Origin of the sequence: Rhodococcoides fascians A44A (assembly GCF_000760735.1) — a bacterium.
GTDB classification, from domain to species: domain Bacteria; phylum Actinomycetota; class Actinomycetes; order Mycobacteriales; family Mycobacteriaceae; genus Rhodococcoides; species Rhodococcoides fascians_E.
Genome location: NZ_JMEX01000008.1, coordinates 1,557,337 through 1,570,977, shown reverse-complemented (window position 1 = coordinate 1,570,977; position 13,641 = coordinate 1,557,337). Strand labels below are relative to the sequence as shown.

Sequence of the window (13,641 nt, the reverse complement as noted above, 5' to 3'; positions counted from 1 at the left end):
CTACAGCACCACAACCGAACTACACGTACCACCACAGGTGTCCGGGCGGGCACTGATCATCTTTTTCGATTCGTGAGGACATGCACCGATGGCAGCATCACAGCAGGGCAGCAAGGGCAGTGCCGGCGCACTGAGCCTGCTGCTGATCGCCGCCGTCGCTGCGATCGGCATGTTCGGTGTCCTCTCGGGCGATCGCACACCGCCGGTCGACGAAGGCACCTGCCTGCCTGCCGGCGCGGCCGTAGTGGCCCCGCACTCGGGAACAGTGGTGATGCCGCTGCGTGAAGGCACCTATCAGGCCACGAGCGGTTTCGGTGCCCGCACGAACCCGGTCACCGGCGAAGCCGAAGGACACCAGGGCCAGGACTACTCCGCCCCGATCGGAACCCCGATCTACGCGGCCACCGACGGCACGGTCGTCAAGGCCGAACACGCCAGCGGGTTCGGCAACTGGATCATCATCGACACCACCGTCGACGGACAGTCGCTCTCGACGGTCTACGGCCACATGAACGACGACGGCGTCGGGGTCACCGCGGGCCAGACCGTCAAAGCCGGCGACCCGATCGGCGGCGTCGGCAACGCCGGACAGTCCACCGGCCCGCACCTGCACTTCGAGGTCTGGCCCGGCACCCGCCTCGCATCCGGATCGAGCCCGGTCGATCCCGTCGCCTGGCTCGCCGCCGCCGGTGCCACCGCACCGACCGCCACCGCAGACGTCCTCGCCGCAGCCCCGGCCGGCCCCTCCGCCGCGACCCCGACCACCGGTGCCGCGGCGCAAGGCGTATCGAGTCGATCGGTCAAACTCGCCGCCGCCATCAAACCCGGCTGCGGAGTCCCGGCCGGATCGACCGGACTGCGACCGGGGTCGGTCCCGGCGGACTTCGAGCCGTGGATCGTCAAGGCCGGCACCGTCTGCGCAGAGGTCACCGCCCCGGTCGTCGCCGCGCAGCTCGAACAAGAGGGCGGCTTCAACGTCAACGCCCACAACAACGGTTCCGGCGCGGACGGACCGGCGCAGTTCATGCCCGCCACCTGGGCCGCGAAAGGCGTCGACGGAGACGGAGACGGCCGCAAGGACACCCGCAGCATCGCCGACGCGGTGATGAGTCAAGCCGCCTACGACTGCGAGCTAGCGGGCATCGCCAAGGACTCGCTCGCCGCCGGCAAGGTCAGCGGCGACCTGACCGAGCTGTACCTGTCGATGTACAACTGCGGGCCCGGTGCGACCCTCTCGCAGGGCCGGGTGTGCCAGAACGCCGAAACCCTCGACTACGTCGCGAAGATTCCCCGCCGCGCAGCAGAAGCGTTCTCCGTCGCCGTCCCCCAGGCCACGCCGGGCATCGTCCCCGGTGGACCGTTCGGTCAGAACGTCGTCGCGGCCGCGATGCGCTGGCTCGGCACCACCTACGCCTGGGGCGGAGGCGACCGCAACGGCCCCACCCGCGGTGTCAGCGACGGCGGCGGCCGCGCGGACATGATCGGCGACTTCGACAAGGTCGGCTTCGACTGCTCCGGACTGGTCCTCTACGCCGTCGCACAAGCCTCGGGCGGTGCGATCGTGCTCCCCCACCAGGACTCGGCACAGATCGCCGACAGCCGCGGCCGCGTGATCGCCACCCCCGGCGAGCTCGCTCCCGGCGACATCATCCAACCCCACTCGGGCCACATCTTCATCTGGCTCGGCGGAAACAAGGTCGTCGAGGCACCGCAGTCCGGCGACGTCGTGAAGGTATCGGACTGGACCCCGCCCGCGAGCGGCCTGACAGCACGGAGATTCGGATGAGAACCACCCGCACCGCCCTGACCGGATTGCTCGTCGCCGCAGCGGTTCTCACTGCCTGCAGTGGAGAGAGCACCTGCGACGGAAGCGAGGCACCGCCGATCCCGGCGCAGCAGTGGACACCGGGTACGCCCCCGCCGAGCGGCAGCGATCCCACCCGCACCCCGGCTCCGGCCGCGACCGCGCTGCCCGACATCGCGGCAGGGGTGGACCGCCAGGATCCGGACTCGGTGGCCACTGCGGCGTTGACGGTCTGGTTCACCTGGAACACCTCTATCGACGCCGGACCCAACGATGCCGCAGCCCGCACCGCACCGCTGCTCACCTCCGAGTACGCGCGTGAGATCACCTCCACCACAGCGCAATCGAGCCCTGGCGCGGCATGGCTGGACTGGGCCGCGGACGGCGCGGTGCTGACCCCCGATCTCGTCGCCGACGACGAACCCGTTCCCCCGCAGACCGATTCGACGGCCTACCGGTCCTACCGCGTCACCCAACGCATCGACGGTGCACCGGTGAGCGAGAGGGTCGTCGCGATGATCCTGCGGCGCGGCACCGACGGCTGGGAGGTGAGCCGCATTCAAGACAAATAGCCCCGCCTCGTACATCCACTGGCACTGCAGAACAACCCGTTTCGGAAAGGAACCCCCGATGGACACAGAATCCGTCACCACCCGCACTTCGCACCGAGCGCGCCGCGTACTCGGCGTCCTCGCCCTCACCGCCGCGCTGACCGTCCTGGCCGGCGGAGTCGCCGCCGCCCAGACCGTCAACCCGTACGACGGGGTCAACCCGGACATCGGCCTGTTCGGGCCCGCTCTGAACCAGACGTGGAAGCGCCTGCTCGCGGCGATCTGGGGAGCCAGCATCGCCCTCGCGGGCCTGTGGGTACTGACCTCGTTCCTCAGCTCCAGGAAGGCCCGCAAGCGCAACATGTCCAGCGATCTGAGCGAAGCGGGCGAGGATCTCAAGCTCTCCCTCATCATCTTGGGCGGAGTGGCCGCTGTCTCGCCGATCGTCGGCGCGGTCCTGCTCCTCGTCCAGCCCGGCGCATAACCGACCCGGCTCCGACCACCACTCTTACGCCTCCCCGACGCGGACACCGTCCGCAGAAACGAGTTACCCATCATGGCCATCGACTACCGCAATGTCGGTTCCGAACCCCCCAGCTCCCCCAACACCGGCAGCGACGCCGGTGACCGCCGCACCGACAGCAAGTCCGGATCCAAACGCTGGATCATTCTCGGGGCCATCGCCCTGGCGATCGTCGCCGTCGTCTCGGTGATCGTGGTCGGTCTGTCGGGCGGCTCCGACGAGACCGGCGGCAGCGATGCCATCCGCGCAGTACACGGGCCCACGACGGTGAACAACGGTGTCCCCAGCGGCTACACCCGCGACACCCAAGGCGCATCGACGGCCGCGGTGAACGTGCTCCAGGCGTTCGATCAGGCCAGCCAGGCCCGCATCGACATGAACGATGTCCGCTCGACGATGATCGCCGCCGACCCCGGCGCCGAACTGGCCCGCGAGATCGAACTCGGCAGCAACCGCGACGAGAGCGGCGACGTCATGAACACTCTGCCGGCCGCGGTGCACGTGTCCTCGTTCAGCACCGATGCCGCGCAGATCTCGGTGTGGTCGATGACCACCACACAGTCCGACATCAACAACACCGGCACCGTCGCTGTGAGCACTCTGTGGGCGACCACCGACATCTCGTTGGTCTGGCAGGACGGGGACTGGAAGGCCAAGGACTGGTCCTACCGCCAGGGCCCGCGACCCGAAGACGCCTCCTACCCGGCCGCTGATTCCGCGCTCGGCGGTCAACTGACCGCCGGGTACTACACCTTCTACATCGACTAGGAGAGAACATGATTCGCCGTCTCGTTCTCATCGCGGTCACCGCCGCACTGGTGGCACTGTTCGGATCACCCGCTGTTGCGCTCGCCCAGCCTTCCGCCGTTCCCGCCCCCGCACCGGGGGCGGTCACCGCCCAACAACCGGCATCGAGGCTGCCCGCGCACTTCCCGGACGATCTCAAGAAATTCATCGGCGGCACCGAGGAATTTCGGAGCGGGCCCTGGTTCACGGGCAACTGCGCAGACCACGGCGGCGACCTGGGAACCTATATCTCCCAAGCACTCACGAACGAAAACCGGCTCCTGTACTGGACAGCATCGGACGAGAACAAAGCCGTCATGCTCGGCGGAGCGGGCGCGGTCGGCAGCGACCCTCAGGCCCAGGCCACGGCCGAGATCACCCGTCAGGCCGTCTCCGACGGGACCGAACCACCCGCCGACGCTCTGCCGACGGTGTTCCCGGCCGGGGACACCAGCTTTCACCCACCGACGGGAACCTGCGCCGAGGACCTCGCCCGGTGGGGCACCAAGGAATGGGGCACGTGGGGCTTCGCCTGGGCGCAGAGCCCGGACGCGGACTCGCTGACCGCGATCAAAGCGCTGCCCGGTGCCGACAAGGTGCCCGACGCCGCCTGGTCGGACCCGTGCTCGCAGGGCTCGGGCGACCAGTACTGCATGCACGCGTTCTTCGTCGACTGCTCGAAAGCCGAACGGGCAGATGCCAGCCGCTGCCAGGACTGGAATCTGTCGATCGGACGATTGTTCGCCGGCACCGCGAACTGGATCGACAAGAACACCTCGTTCACCGAGCGCCTCGAGGACACCCTCGGCAAGGTCATCGCGGCCACCCCGCAGTACAAGCTCGGCAAGGCCTACCTGCAGGCGTTCTCGTGGATCTCGGGGGCAGCGAACGACGTCGTCGACTTCGTCACCGATCCGACCACCGTCATCGACGACTGGGTCAACGCCACCAAGAGCGGGTCACTCTCCCTTACCGACGCCGTGCTGCGCGGGCTCACCTCGACCGGCGACTTCGATCCCACCCAGCAATGGTTCGTGACCTATTACGCCGGATCGACAGGTCTGGGAATCATGGTCATGTCGCTGGCGGTACTGCTGGCGATCATGCGATCACGGCACAAGGGCTCACCGTCGGAGCTGGTGGCCAACGTCTTCGGCTACATGCCGGCCGGGGTGGTGATGATGCTGTTCTCCCTGGCCCTGGCTCAACTGGTGATCGAGTTCGCGACGGTGCTCACCGAGGGCATCGCCAGTTTCAGCGGATCCACGATCACCGAGATGGTGGAGAACATCTACGCCACGATGGGCACGCTGAACAAGGACACCGTCGTCGGCGGCTCGATCGTCGGACTGGTCTTCTTCGGCATCCTGCTGCTCGGCGCGATGTCGGTCTACCTGGGTCTGCTCATGCACCAGATCGGGCTTCCGCTGACCGCGTGCGTCGCCGGAATCGGCTACGGCATGTGGGTGCACCCGACGTGGCGAACCAAAGCTCTGCGGCCACTGTTCACGTTCGTCGGCATCGTGCTCAGCAAGCCGATGCTGTTCCTGCTCATCGCGATCGTGCTCGCCGGGGCGAACAACGCTCTGCTCTCGGGCGGCGGCGGCTCGGGAGATCTGACCTCGCTCGGCGCTCTCGTACTCGTCGGGGCCTCGATGGTCGTCGTCGGCCTGGCACCGTGGGCGATGCTCAAGTGGGCACCGATCCTGCCGACCAAGGCCGACTCCGAAGGATTCGGCGGCGGTGGCGGGTCCGTCGCCGGTGGTGTCATCGGAGGCGTGGGCAGCTCGGCCCTGTTCCGCAGCCGCAGCGGCGGAGGCGGCGGAGGCGGAGGCGGGTCGACGGTCACACCGCGCTCGACCCGCTCCGGCGACGGCGTCGACAAGGCCACCCGATCCGGGCATTCGACCCCGTCGACCAATTCCACCCCCGGCCACACCACCGGGGCCGCCCACAGCGGCGGCGCCGGAAACAAGAGCGGCAGCTCGACCCGTGGCGCGGTGGGCATGGCCGGGCGACTCGGCGGAAAGCTCGCGATGGGCTCAGCCGCGACGGTCGCCTCGGCCGGGGCCGCGGCGGTGCCGATCGCCGCGCAGTCCGCAGCGGCGGCGATGAACAAAGCCAAATCCGGTGCCGAGTCCGCACCGTCCGAAGCCGAAGGCAGGTAAGCGATGTCGACCGAGACCGTCGAACACGACAGCGAGCAGAGAACCTCCATCCTGGGCGGTGAGATCGCGCGCCGCGGCATGACCGGGATCTCGGCACCGGTGCTCATCACCTGGACCGCGGCTCTGATCATCGGCGTCGTGTACTACTTCGCCGCGGGCGGGGGCGCGATGACCGTCGGGCTCGTGGCCGTGTTCTACGTCGGGGTGTTCGCCTCGACATACGAATTCGGAGACGTTTCCCTGGCGGCGCGGCAGATGCACCGGTTGCGGAACTGGACGCGGATGCGGCGCGGGGAGCACGTCTATCGCAACGCCGACGACCCCGCCTACGGGGTAGCCGATCTCGACCCCGGCTGGGAGTACCCGGTGCCGCTCGGGCGGACCGCACCGCTCGACGTCGCCGGCACCGGCCTGGACGGGATGTTCATCGTCCGCACCGCCAACCCCGGCGAGCGGGCCTACTACACGGTCGTCCTGTCCGTGCAGGGCCTGGCCGGCGGGCTGCGCACCGACGCGGCCTGGGCGACGACATCGGAGAAGTTCGGTCTGTTCAGCGCCTCGATGGCCCGCAAGACCTCACTCATCCGCGGAGTGCAGCTGATCCACCGCTCCATTCCCGCGGATCTGACCATGCACGAGGACTGGGTGGAGCGGGAGGTCGAAAAGCTCGGCGACATGCGTCTGCGGGCACCGGTGGAGTCCTACGGCGACCTCATCGACACCATCCGGCCGCACTCGGAAGAGCATCGGGCCTACGTGGTGCTCAAATTCCCCCAAACCGACCACTTCGAGCACGCGGCCGCCCGAGCGGCGGGCGGGAAAGGTGCCCGATTCGAAGGCGGTGTCGCCCAAGTGATCCGCGACGAGACGATGCGCGCGGTGAGCAAACTCGTCGCAGCCGGCCTGGGCCGCGTCCAGGTCCTCGGTGAGCAGCGCACCTGCGCGCTGATCCGCGCGTTCGTCGACCCGTCGAACCCACTCGATCGTCACCAAGGGGCCAGGTGGTCGAACTGCTGGCCCTCCTACATCGGTGGCCACGACTCGGTCATGGTGTCCGGCCGCTGGCACACCCGTGTCGGGTTCCTCCCGCCGGCGAGCATCGAACCCATTCCGCTGGGCCCACTGTGGCTCGCGCCGCTGCTGACCGGGGTCGCGCCCGACATCGGCGACGACGAGAACCCGCCGTCCCCGACGATCCGAACCGTCAGTGTCCGAGTCGATTTCGTGCCCGATGCCGTCGCCCGGGAAGCGGCCAGCCAAGACTTCACCCAGGACAAGGCGGCGCAGGAAAGCGCCGCACGCAAAGGCATCACCGGCGACGGCTCGGCCGAAGTGATGGCCACCGCGTCCGGGCGTCGACGCGCCGATCTGATGCCCGGCTCGGGCCATCACGGCACCATCTACTCCCTGTCGATCGCGGTCACCGGCCGCGACGAAGACGACCTCGAGCAGGCGTGCACGCGCGTGGAGGAAGCCGCCGACGAATCAGGAATCAAAACCATCACCTGGCAGGACGACACACACGACGTCGCCCTGTTCACCACCCTTCCCTTCGCCCGCGGTCTCGCCGTGACGCGCTACACCAAGTAGCCCAGGAGATTTCGATGCCGCAACACACCACCCGTCGTCCCTCCACCCGATCCGCCGCGACCGAGCAACCGGTACGCCCGCGGTTGCTCGGCGGCGATCGGGAACGACTCGGCGACGGCGGCGTCGCCGTCCTCGAGACCGCGCAGGCGGTCCCAAAGCGGATTGCCCGCCGTAAGCCGCCTCGGCGGTTCGCGCTCCTCGACCGCTACGGCTGGTACGAACCCCGCTCCGAAGGTGCGTGGAGTACGACCAGGCAGTCCGAAGCGCTGAACCTGGCCATCAGCCGCCGCAGTGCCCGCCACCAGGGAGCGGTGACGGGCCTGAACCGGATCTCGCAGGATCTGGTGATCACCGATCCGTTCGAGCTCTACGGCACCGACATCTCCAACATCAACGTCTGTGTCGTCGGGGACATCGGCAAGGGCAAGTCGTCGATGATCAAGACCGCGTTTTTGTGGCGGCAGATCATCTTCGGCCGCCAGGTGGTAGTCATCGACAAGAAACGTCAGGGCAGCGAGGGCGAGTACTCCATCTTCGCCCGCACCCTCGGGGTCGAATCGGTCCGGTTCAAAACCGGTGGCGGCGGGGCGCGACTGAACCTGCTCGATCCGGCGATCACCACCGGCGGTGAACACGCCGGCGGTCTCGACGGTGTCACCCCGGCCGGTCAGGAAGCCCTCGTGCTCGCCGTCCTCGCCGACACGATGGAACGCCCGCTGACCACACCGGAGAAGAGCGCCGTCGGCCGAGCGTTGGAGCTGGTCAACGCCGACGCCGCCGCCACAGGTCGTGCACCGGTGCTCGAGGATCTCGCCCGCCGCCTCGTCGAGCCGTCCACCGACGACGGCTCGTACTTCGGTGACCGCTGGTCCGAGCGCTCGCTCGAATGGGGCTATGAGCCTGGCCTGGCCCTGCTGCGCCTGGTAGACCGGGACCTCAAAGGCCTCGTCGACGCCGAAACCTCCCCGGAGGTCCGGGAGGCGCTTGAGCACCCCTTCGCACACTTCGACGTCTCCGCGCTGCCGACCGAAGGGCCTGCGCTACGGGTGGTGATGACCGTGATCAACACCTGGCTGGCGAACCTGCTCGCGGCCCGCTCGTCGGTGTCCAAGCAGACCATTCTCATCGTCGAGGAAGGCTGGCACGTCGCCGAAGGATCGACCGGCACGGTGTTCCGGTCGAACATGAAACTCTCTCGCGGACTGGGCCTGTCGACCGTCTCGGCCTTCCATCACCCCTCCGACATGTCCCACGATTCCCCTGCCCGGGCGCTCATGCAGGAAGCGGGAATCGTGTTCCTGTTCGCGCAGGAACGCTACGACGACGCCCGCGAGACCGCGGAGATGTATCACCTCCCGCCCGGGTCCATCGACATCATCATGGGCCTGGGCCAGGGCGAATGCCTGGTCAAGATCGGCTCGGCCGACCCGATCCTGATGGAACACGTCCGCTCCCCGCAGGAGATCGCCCTCACCGACACCGATGCCGCCGTGAAAGGAGTCACACCCGCATGAGCACCTCATCGCCATCGCCGTCAGCGGCCGGGCGTTCCCGCACCATCGACGTCGACGTGAGCTCGCCGGCCCCGATCGGGTACGACGACACCCGCTCGAGCACGGGGGGCAGGTTCGCAACGCCCTCCGCCGCAGCACGATTCGCCGTCAGCCACGCCGCCGCCCGCGACGCCGGTCGCCCCGACATCACCGTCACTGTCGACGGGCACGACGAGGTCTGTGTGTCCGGTACCTCCGGCGAGATCGCCTGCGCACTCGCCGCCATCCCGGCCTACAGCGCCGGCGTCAGGAAAGCGCGGACCGCGCCGGCACTCGATCTCGGCGGAGAGCCGATGCGGACACTGGCACCGGACTTTCTCCATGCCGCCGTCGACGACATCACCCTGCCGATCCAATGGCGGAGCGACCTCGGCCCCGGTAGCCGTGTAATTGTGACAACCGGCGTCGACGTGCGTGTGCTCTCGACTCGGCCCGATCCACTGCCGAACTCGCCACTAATGCTCGGACAGTGGGCACCGGTCATCGCGCACCGCCTCGCACACGCCCTCGCCCGCTCGATCACCGAGCGCAGCGGTCGACGGACCCCGCCTACCGTGACGTACCTGCCCGACCAGGGGCGGTTCGAGATCACCCATCCCGCCCCGATCTCCGATACCGATGCCGCCGCGGTGGCCCGGTACATCCGGATCACGCAGCTACGAGCCAACCTCGCCGCCCTCGACCCGGTCGCCGACGCGGACTGCGCTGTCGGTCTCGCCGCCGAGCTGCACGTGCTCGAAAGCTATTTTCGCCGTGTCTCTTCCACCGACGACAGGACAGTTCGATGAGTGCGATGCAATCCCCTCCCCGTCGGCCCAGCGATCTGTTCGTTCCGTCCGAGGTCTGGGTCGGTGCCGCTCTGATCCTGGGTCTGGTGGTCGCTGTCGCCGGCGGCGGCATGGTCTCCTCGCTGGTCTCGGGCAAGGTGATCGCGATGCCCACCAGCCTCGGTGAGCTGTTCTCGATCTTCCGCGGGTTGGCCACGAACCCGTCGGACCCCGCCGCTGCGTGGCCGGCGACCGCGCAGCCGGGCCCGGCGTGGGTGACCTGGGTGTGCATTCTGGTGCTCGGTGCGCTGTATACCGCTGTGGCCCTGTGGATCAGCTCCGAGATCGACGACTGGCAGCACCACCGCGGTCAGGCGCAACGTGGTTTCGCCGGCCGACGTGAACTCGCCCGGGCAGGTATCGACGACAAGAGTGTCCGCACCGCTGCCGTCGCCACCCGTTCGTCGTTGAAGGGCACGCGGGCCTCGAAACTGGACGCGAGCGAGGTCGCGATCGCGTTGGGCTGCAACATGGTCGACCCCGACAGGGTCGTCTACATCAAACAGAACGACTGCATGCTCGTCGAGGGCGTCACCGGCTCGGGTAAAACCTGGCGCGTGGCGTATCAGCGCTGCATGGACGCACCGGGGACCTTGCTGGTGACGTCGACGAAAGTGGATCTGATCTCGGCGACGTACGAGCACCGCGCCGCGCTCGGGCGGGTGTCGATCTTCGATCCGGACAACATCACCGGATGGCCCGACCCGATCCGCTGGTCGATCCTCTCCGGATGCCAGGACCCGGACGTGGCGATCCGCCGCGCTCAGAGCTTGGTGTCGGCAATGCCGATGGGAGACACGAAGAACGGCGGCTACTGGGAGGACAAGGCAGTGGTGCTGCTGCGCTGCTACCTGCACGCGGCCGCGATCAGCGGCGCGGATCTGGCAACGCTGCGCGTGTGGGTGAACTCGCGTAAAGGCCGCGAACCGCGCGAGATCCTGATGCGGACGATGCCCGGGTGGGAAGCCGAACTCGGCCAGATCCTCGACTCCGGATCGGATTCCTCCGACGACATGATCGGCGCGGCCAGCCGACTTCTGGCCCCGCTCGCCTCCCCCGCACTGCTCAAGGCGGTCGATGTGCCGATGCGCGAGTCGTTCGACATCGACGAGTTCATTCGATCCGGTGCGGACACGCTGTATCTGGTGTCGAAGGGCAAGGACAATTCTGCGGCACCGTTCATCGCGGCCCTGGCCAGCGAAGTGCACTACCTCGCCGATCGCCACTCGCAGAGCCTGCCCGGTGGCCGATTCGATCCCCCGATCCGGTTCGAGCTCGACGAAGTCAACAACGTCGCCCCGATCCCGGGCCTGCCGGATCTGATGTCGGACTCGGGCGGCCGAGGCATCACCATCCACGCCTACGCCCACAACGAAGAGCAGAACAAGCTCCGCTGGGGCGCGGTCGCGGGCAAGATGTTCGCCGACAACTCCCCCGCCCGCCTGATCCTTCCCGGCCTCAAAGGCGACGAGCTGCAAGCGATCTCGAAGATGCTCGGCGACCGATACGAGTGGCAGCCCTCCGGCAACGCCCAGTCCGGCCCGACACTGCGAGAGGTACCGGTGATGTCGCCGGCGCAGATCCGCCAGATGGACCCCGACCAAGGGCTGCTGATATACCGGACCGCCCCGCCGATCCTGGTGCACCTGCCCACGGTGTGGGACGAGAAACCATCAAGTGCCGCCGTGTTGCGCTCGCAGCAGGTGTTCGACGAGATCGTGGAATCGGGCACCGCGCCTCGTGCCGAGGCCGGGTCCGGCGCGGTGGTGCTCGACAAGGTCAGTGACGGGACGACACTGTCGTGACCGCAACGGGCGGCGAGCAGGAAGAGTTGGTGCCGTCGCGGTTCACCTGGCGCTATCTCGACGCCGAGCAGGCGCGGGGCCTGTGGTCGGAGCTGATCGACTGGACCACGTGGCTGCGCGAGCGCTACGAGCTCGGCACGAAGATTCCGCCCTGCTGGTACCGCCACGATCCCGTCGTCGAGGAACTGAGCGCCCTGATGGCGGCATGGACCGATGCCTACTACCGCGGTGACGAGTACCGGGACGACCTCACCGCCTGGCACACGCAGTGGTTCCGGCCGCTCATGGCGCGTATCCGTGACATCTCGGACTTCGACAGTTGCACCCACGATCGGTGCGCGCACCGGCCGTTGCCGCCGGCCACGCTCGCCGACATCGAGGAGTTCGTCGACGCCGATGTCGACGCCCGCCCCGAACCGGCACCGGCCCGGCCTGCACCGGGTGCCGACGTCAACGCGGCCGAGGAAGTGCGCACCATCCCCGCCGACGAAATGGACATGGCGATCGACTCCAGTCTCGCCGAACCGCTCGACCCCGCCGACCCCGACAGCCCCGTCAGCTTCGAAGGCATCGAATGGACCTTCAACGCCCGCATGGGTGCCTGGGTTCCTTTCACCTGACCTTCATTCACACTCCCTGCCGTTTTGGCAGCTAAGAAGGATCATGGAGAACGCCTCGGACGACCGCAGGTTCTCATCGACGACATTGTTGGTCGCGTGATTCGACAACGAGCATCCGGCACCACTTTGCAAGCAATTGCCGATGGGCTCATCGCGGACGACATCGCCACCGCTCTAGGTGGCCGTTGGCAGCCTGGCACTGTCAGGCACGTGCTGAACTCTCAACGCGCAGCCGACCTCCGGGCAAGTAGTCTGACAGCTCAGTGAAAAATCTCGAAAGGGACCAAGTGCCGCAACCTATCGCGCTCGACTTGACCAATGCGAGAGCACGACTCAATCGAGCCGTCAAGCACAGGCTGGAGATGGCCACGCTTAGGGAGGCAGATCGTGACGCGGGATCCTTTGCAGCGAGCCGCAATGTAGTCGGCAACACCGTTGTAATCGAAGCTAAGTACTCCGCGCATCCCGATCTCGCGATCGCGTTTGGCGAGTGGTTGGCGAGCCTCCGTAGCGGACTGGACTATCTGTTCTTCGACCTAGCGGCCGCAGACACAGGTTCAAACCCGCCGACTCGCCAGGGTTCGCGAATGTTCCCGATCAAGGAGACACCTGAGCAGTTCGAGCAGATTCGGAATTCCGACACCTTTCATGGCATGTCGGACTGGACTGTGGATTCGATTGAGTCGATGCAGCCCTACCACACGAAATATGGCGCGAAGGGGAACGCCCTTCTGTGGCTTCACGATCTGGCGCGGCGAGATCGCCATCGAATGCCGTTCAAAATGGGTGCGCTGATCACTAAGTTCGAGGCAAAGGTACATCCAGTTGCCGGTGCGCGCGGCATCGGTATGGACACAATCGATCCTGAGCAGACCGCAGCGGTCGTAGCCGAGGGCGAATCGATGTACTTAGGTCGGTTGCGGTGTCCTTCCGCCACTGACGCTGAGATCATGTCCGGGCGAATCGAGATCTGGATAGATCAGGATCTAGAGGTCGCAACCTGGTACCGAGAAGCGCATACAAGCGGGATATCTGCCAACATCCGAAATGACAGGCTTGAGGAACGTATGAAGTTCATTGAGTGGTACTTCTACACAGTGCTTGAGCACTTCGAGACAGGCTGGCACCAAACGTCGTAAAGCTAACCTCGATCTTTCTTTCTTCTGACGTGCCTCTCGAACTCGCTGGATTGTTGCCTTCGCAAGTTCAATCTTCCGAGTTCAGGGCACTATCCCTCCGAACTGACACTCGGTCGAGGTCAATTCGCGTGAAAGCCCGAGGCTAAGGCCACCTGCCCGCCACGTTCAACTGCACTCTGCCGGTAACCAACGCTGCTCCGACGCGGTATCAGCACCCACAAATACCCTGAATTAGTTTCTTTTCGCGCCACCGGACGGTTCACACGACGAACGTG

At 66.9% G+C, this 13,641-nt stretch carries 12 protein-coding genes; all 12 read left to right on the top strand.

Translation table 11 applies throughout. The features are described 5' to 3' along the window. Positions 1–88: 88 nt before the first annotated feature. The 12 genes from BH95_RS29825 to BH95_RS19655 all read left to right on the top strand — a co-directional run bounded on the left by BH95_RS29825 (position 89) and on the right by BH95_RS19655 (position 13,366). Positions 89–1,786, top strand: a complete 1,698-nt coding sequence (locus tag BH95_RS29825) for a peptidoglycan DD-metalloendopeptidase family protein (protein ID WP_037183635.1) — start codon at positions 89–91, stop codon at positions 1,784–1,786. After that, positions 1,783–2,376 carry a hypothetical protein gene (locus tag BH95_RS19700; RefSeq protein ID WP_037183633.1) on the top strand — a complete coding sequence of 198 codons (594 nt, stop codon included), beginning with the start codon at positions 1,783–1,785 and terminating at the stop codon, positions 2,374–2,376. Before BH95_RS29825 ends, BH95_RS19700 begins: the two co-directional genes overlap by 4 nt. A 58-nt stretch (positions 2,377–2,434) precedes the next feature. Further along, on the top strand, positions 2,435–2,839 hold the full coding sequence (locus BH95_RS19695) for a hypothetical protein (protein WP_037183632.1): 405 nt from the start codon (positions 2,435–2,437) through the stop codon (positions 2,837–2,839). Between the two features lie 72 nt (positions 2,840–2,911). Next, the gene (locus BH95_RS19690) at positions 2,912–3,646 is read left to right on the top strand and encodes a hypothetical protein (RefSeq protein WP_037183630.1); all 735 of its coding nucleotides are present in this window, start codon (positions 2,912–2,914) and stop codon (positions 3,644–3,646) included. An 8-nt stretch (positions 3,647–3,654) separates the two neighbouring features. After that, complete coding sequence (locus BH95_RS19685) at positions 3,655–5,832, top strand: hypothetical protein (protein WP_037183629.1); 2,178 nt, start codon at positions 3,655–3,657, stop codon at positions 5,830–5,832. A 3-nt stretch (positions 5,833–5,835) separates the two neighbouring features. Beyond that, positions 5,836–7,422 carry an SCO6880 family protein gene (locus BH95_RS19680; RefSeq protein ID WP_052060090.1) on the top strand — a complete coding sequence of 529 codons (1,587 nt, stop codon included), beginning with the start codon at positions 5,836–5,838 and terminating at the stop codon, positions 7,420–7,422. Positions 7,423–7,436: 14 nt separating this feature from the next. After that, positions 7,437–8,936 (top strand): ATP/GTP-binding protein, encoded by a 1,500-nt coding sequence (locus BH95_RS19675; RefSeq protein ID WP_037183627.1) that lies wholly within the window; start codon positions 7,437–7,439, stop codon positions 8,934–8,936. Next, on the top strand, positions 8,933–9,763 hold the full coding sequence (locus BH95_RS19670) for a hypothetical protein (RefSeq protein ID WP_037183626.1): 831 nt from the start codon (positions 8,933–8,935) through the stop codon (positions 9,761–9,763). The genes BH95_RS19675 and BH95_RS19670 overlap by 4 nt, the downstream gene beginning before the upstream one ends. Then, positions 9,760–11,607, top strand: a complete 1,848-nt coding sequence (locus BH95_RS19665; RefSeq protein WP_037183624.1) for a type IV secretory system conjugative DNA transfer family protein — start codon at positions 9,760–9,762, stop codon at positions 11,605–11,607. The genes BH95_RS19670 and BH95_RS19665 overlap by 4 nt, the downstream gene beginning before the upstream one ends. Beyond that, entirely contained in the window at positions 11,604–12,227 is a 624-nt protein-coding gene (locus BH95_RS19660; protein ID WP_037183623.1) for a DUF4913 domain-containing protein, read from the top strand. Before BH95_RS19665 ends, BH95_RS19660 begins: the two co-directional genes overlap by 4 nt. Positions 12,228–12,323: 96 nt before the next feature. Beyond that, positions 12,324–12,494 (top strand): recombinase family protein, encoded by a 171-nt coding sequence (locus BH95_RS30015; protein ID WP_157773103.1) that lies wholly within the window; start codon positions 12,324–12,326, stop codon positions 12,492–12,494. Next, positions 12,491–13,366, top strand: coding sequence for a hypothetical protein (locus BH95_RS19655; RefSeq protein ID WP_080738043.1), 876 nt, complete (start codon positions 12,491–12,493; stop codon positions 13,364–13,366). Before BH95_RS30015 ends, BH95_RS19655 begins: the two co-directional genes overlap by 4 nt. Positions 13,367–13,641: the final 275 nt, after the last annotated feature.

What these genes read in the sequence shown, in the direction of transcription:
- BH95_RS29825 (WP_037183635.1), top strand. Translation starts at nt 89, where the DNA reads ATGGCAGCATCACAGCAGGGCAGCAAGGGCAGTGCCGGCGCACTGAGC.
- BH95_RS19700 (WP_037183633.1), top strand. Translation starts at nt 1,783, where the DNA reads ATGAGAACCACCCGCACCGCCCTGACCGGATTGCTCGTCGCCGCAGCG.
- BH95_RS19695 (WP_037183632.1), top strand. Translation starts at nt 2,435, where the DNA reads ATGGACACAGAATCCGTCACCACCCGCACTTCGCACCGAGCGCGCCGC.
- BH95_RS19690 (WP_037183630.1), top strand. Translation starts at nt 2,912, where the DNA reads ATGGCCATCGACTACCGCAATGTCGGTTCCGAACCCCCCAGCTCCCCC.
- BH95_RS19685 (WP_037183629.1), top strand. Translation starts at nt 3,655, where the DNA reads ATGATTCGCCGTCTCGTTCTCATCGCGGTCACCGCCGCACTGGTGGCA.
- BH95_RS19680 (WP_052060090.1), top strand. Translation starts at nt 5,836, where the DNA reads ATGTCGACCGAGACCGTCGAACACGACAGCGAGCAGAGAACCTCCATC.
- BH95_RS19675 (WP_037183627.1), top strand. Translation starts at nt 7,437, where the DNA reads ATGCCGCAACACACCACCCGTCGTCCCTCCACCCGATCCGCCGCGACC.
- BH95_RS19670 (WP_037183626.1), top strand. Translation starts at nt 8,933, where the DNA reads ATGAGCACCTCATCGCCATCGCCGTCAGCGGCCGGGCGTTCCCGCACC.
- BH95_RS19665 (WP_037183624.1), top strand. Translation starts at nt 9,760, where the DNA reads ATGAGTGCGATGCAATCCCCTCCCCGTCGGCCCAGCGATCTGTTCGTT.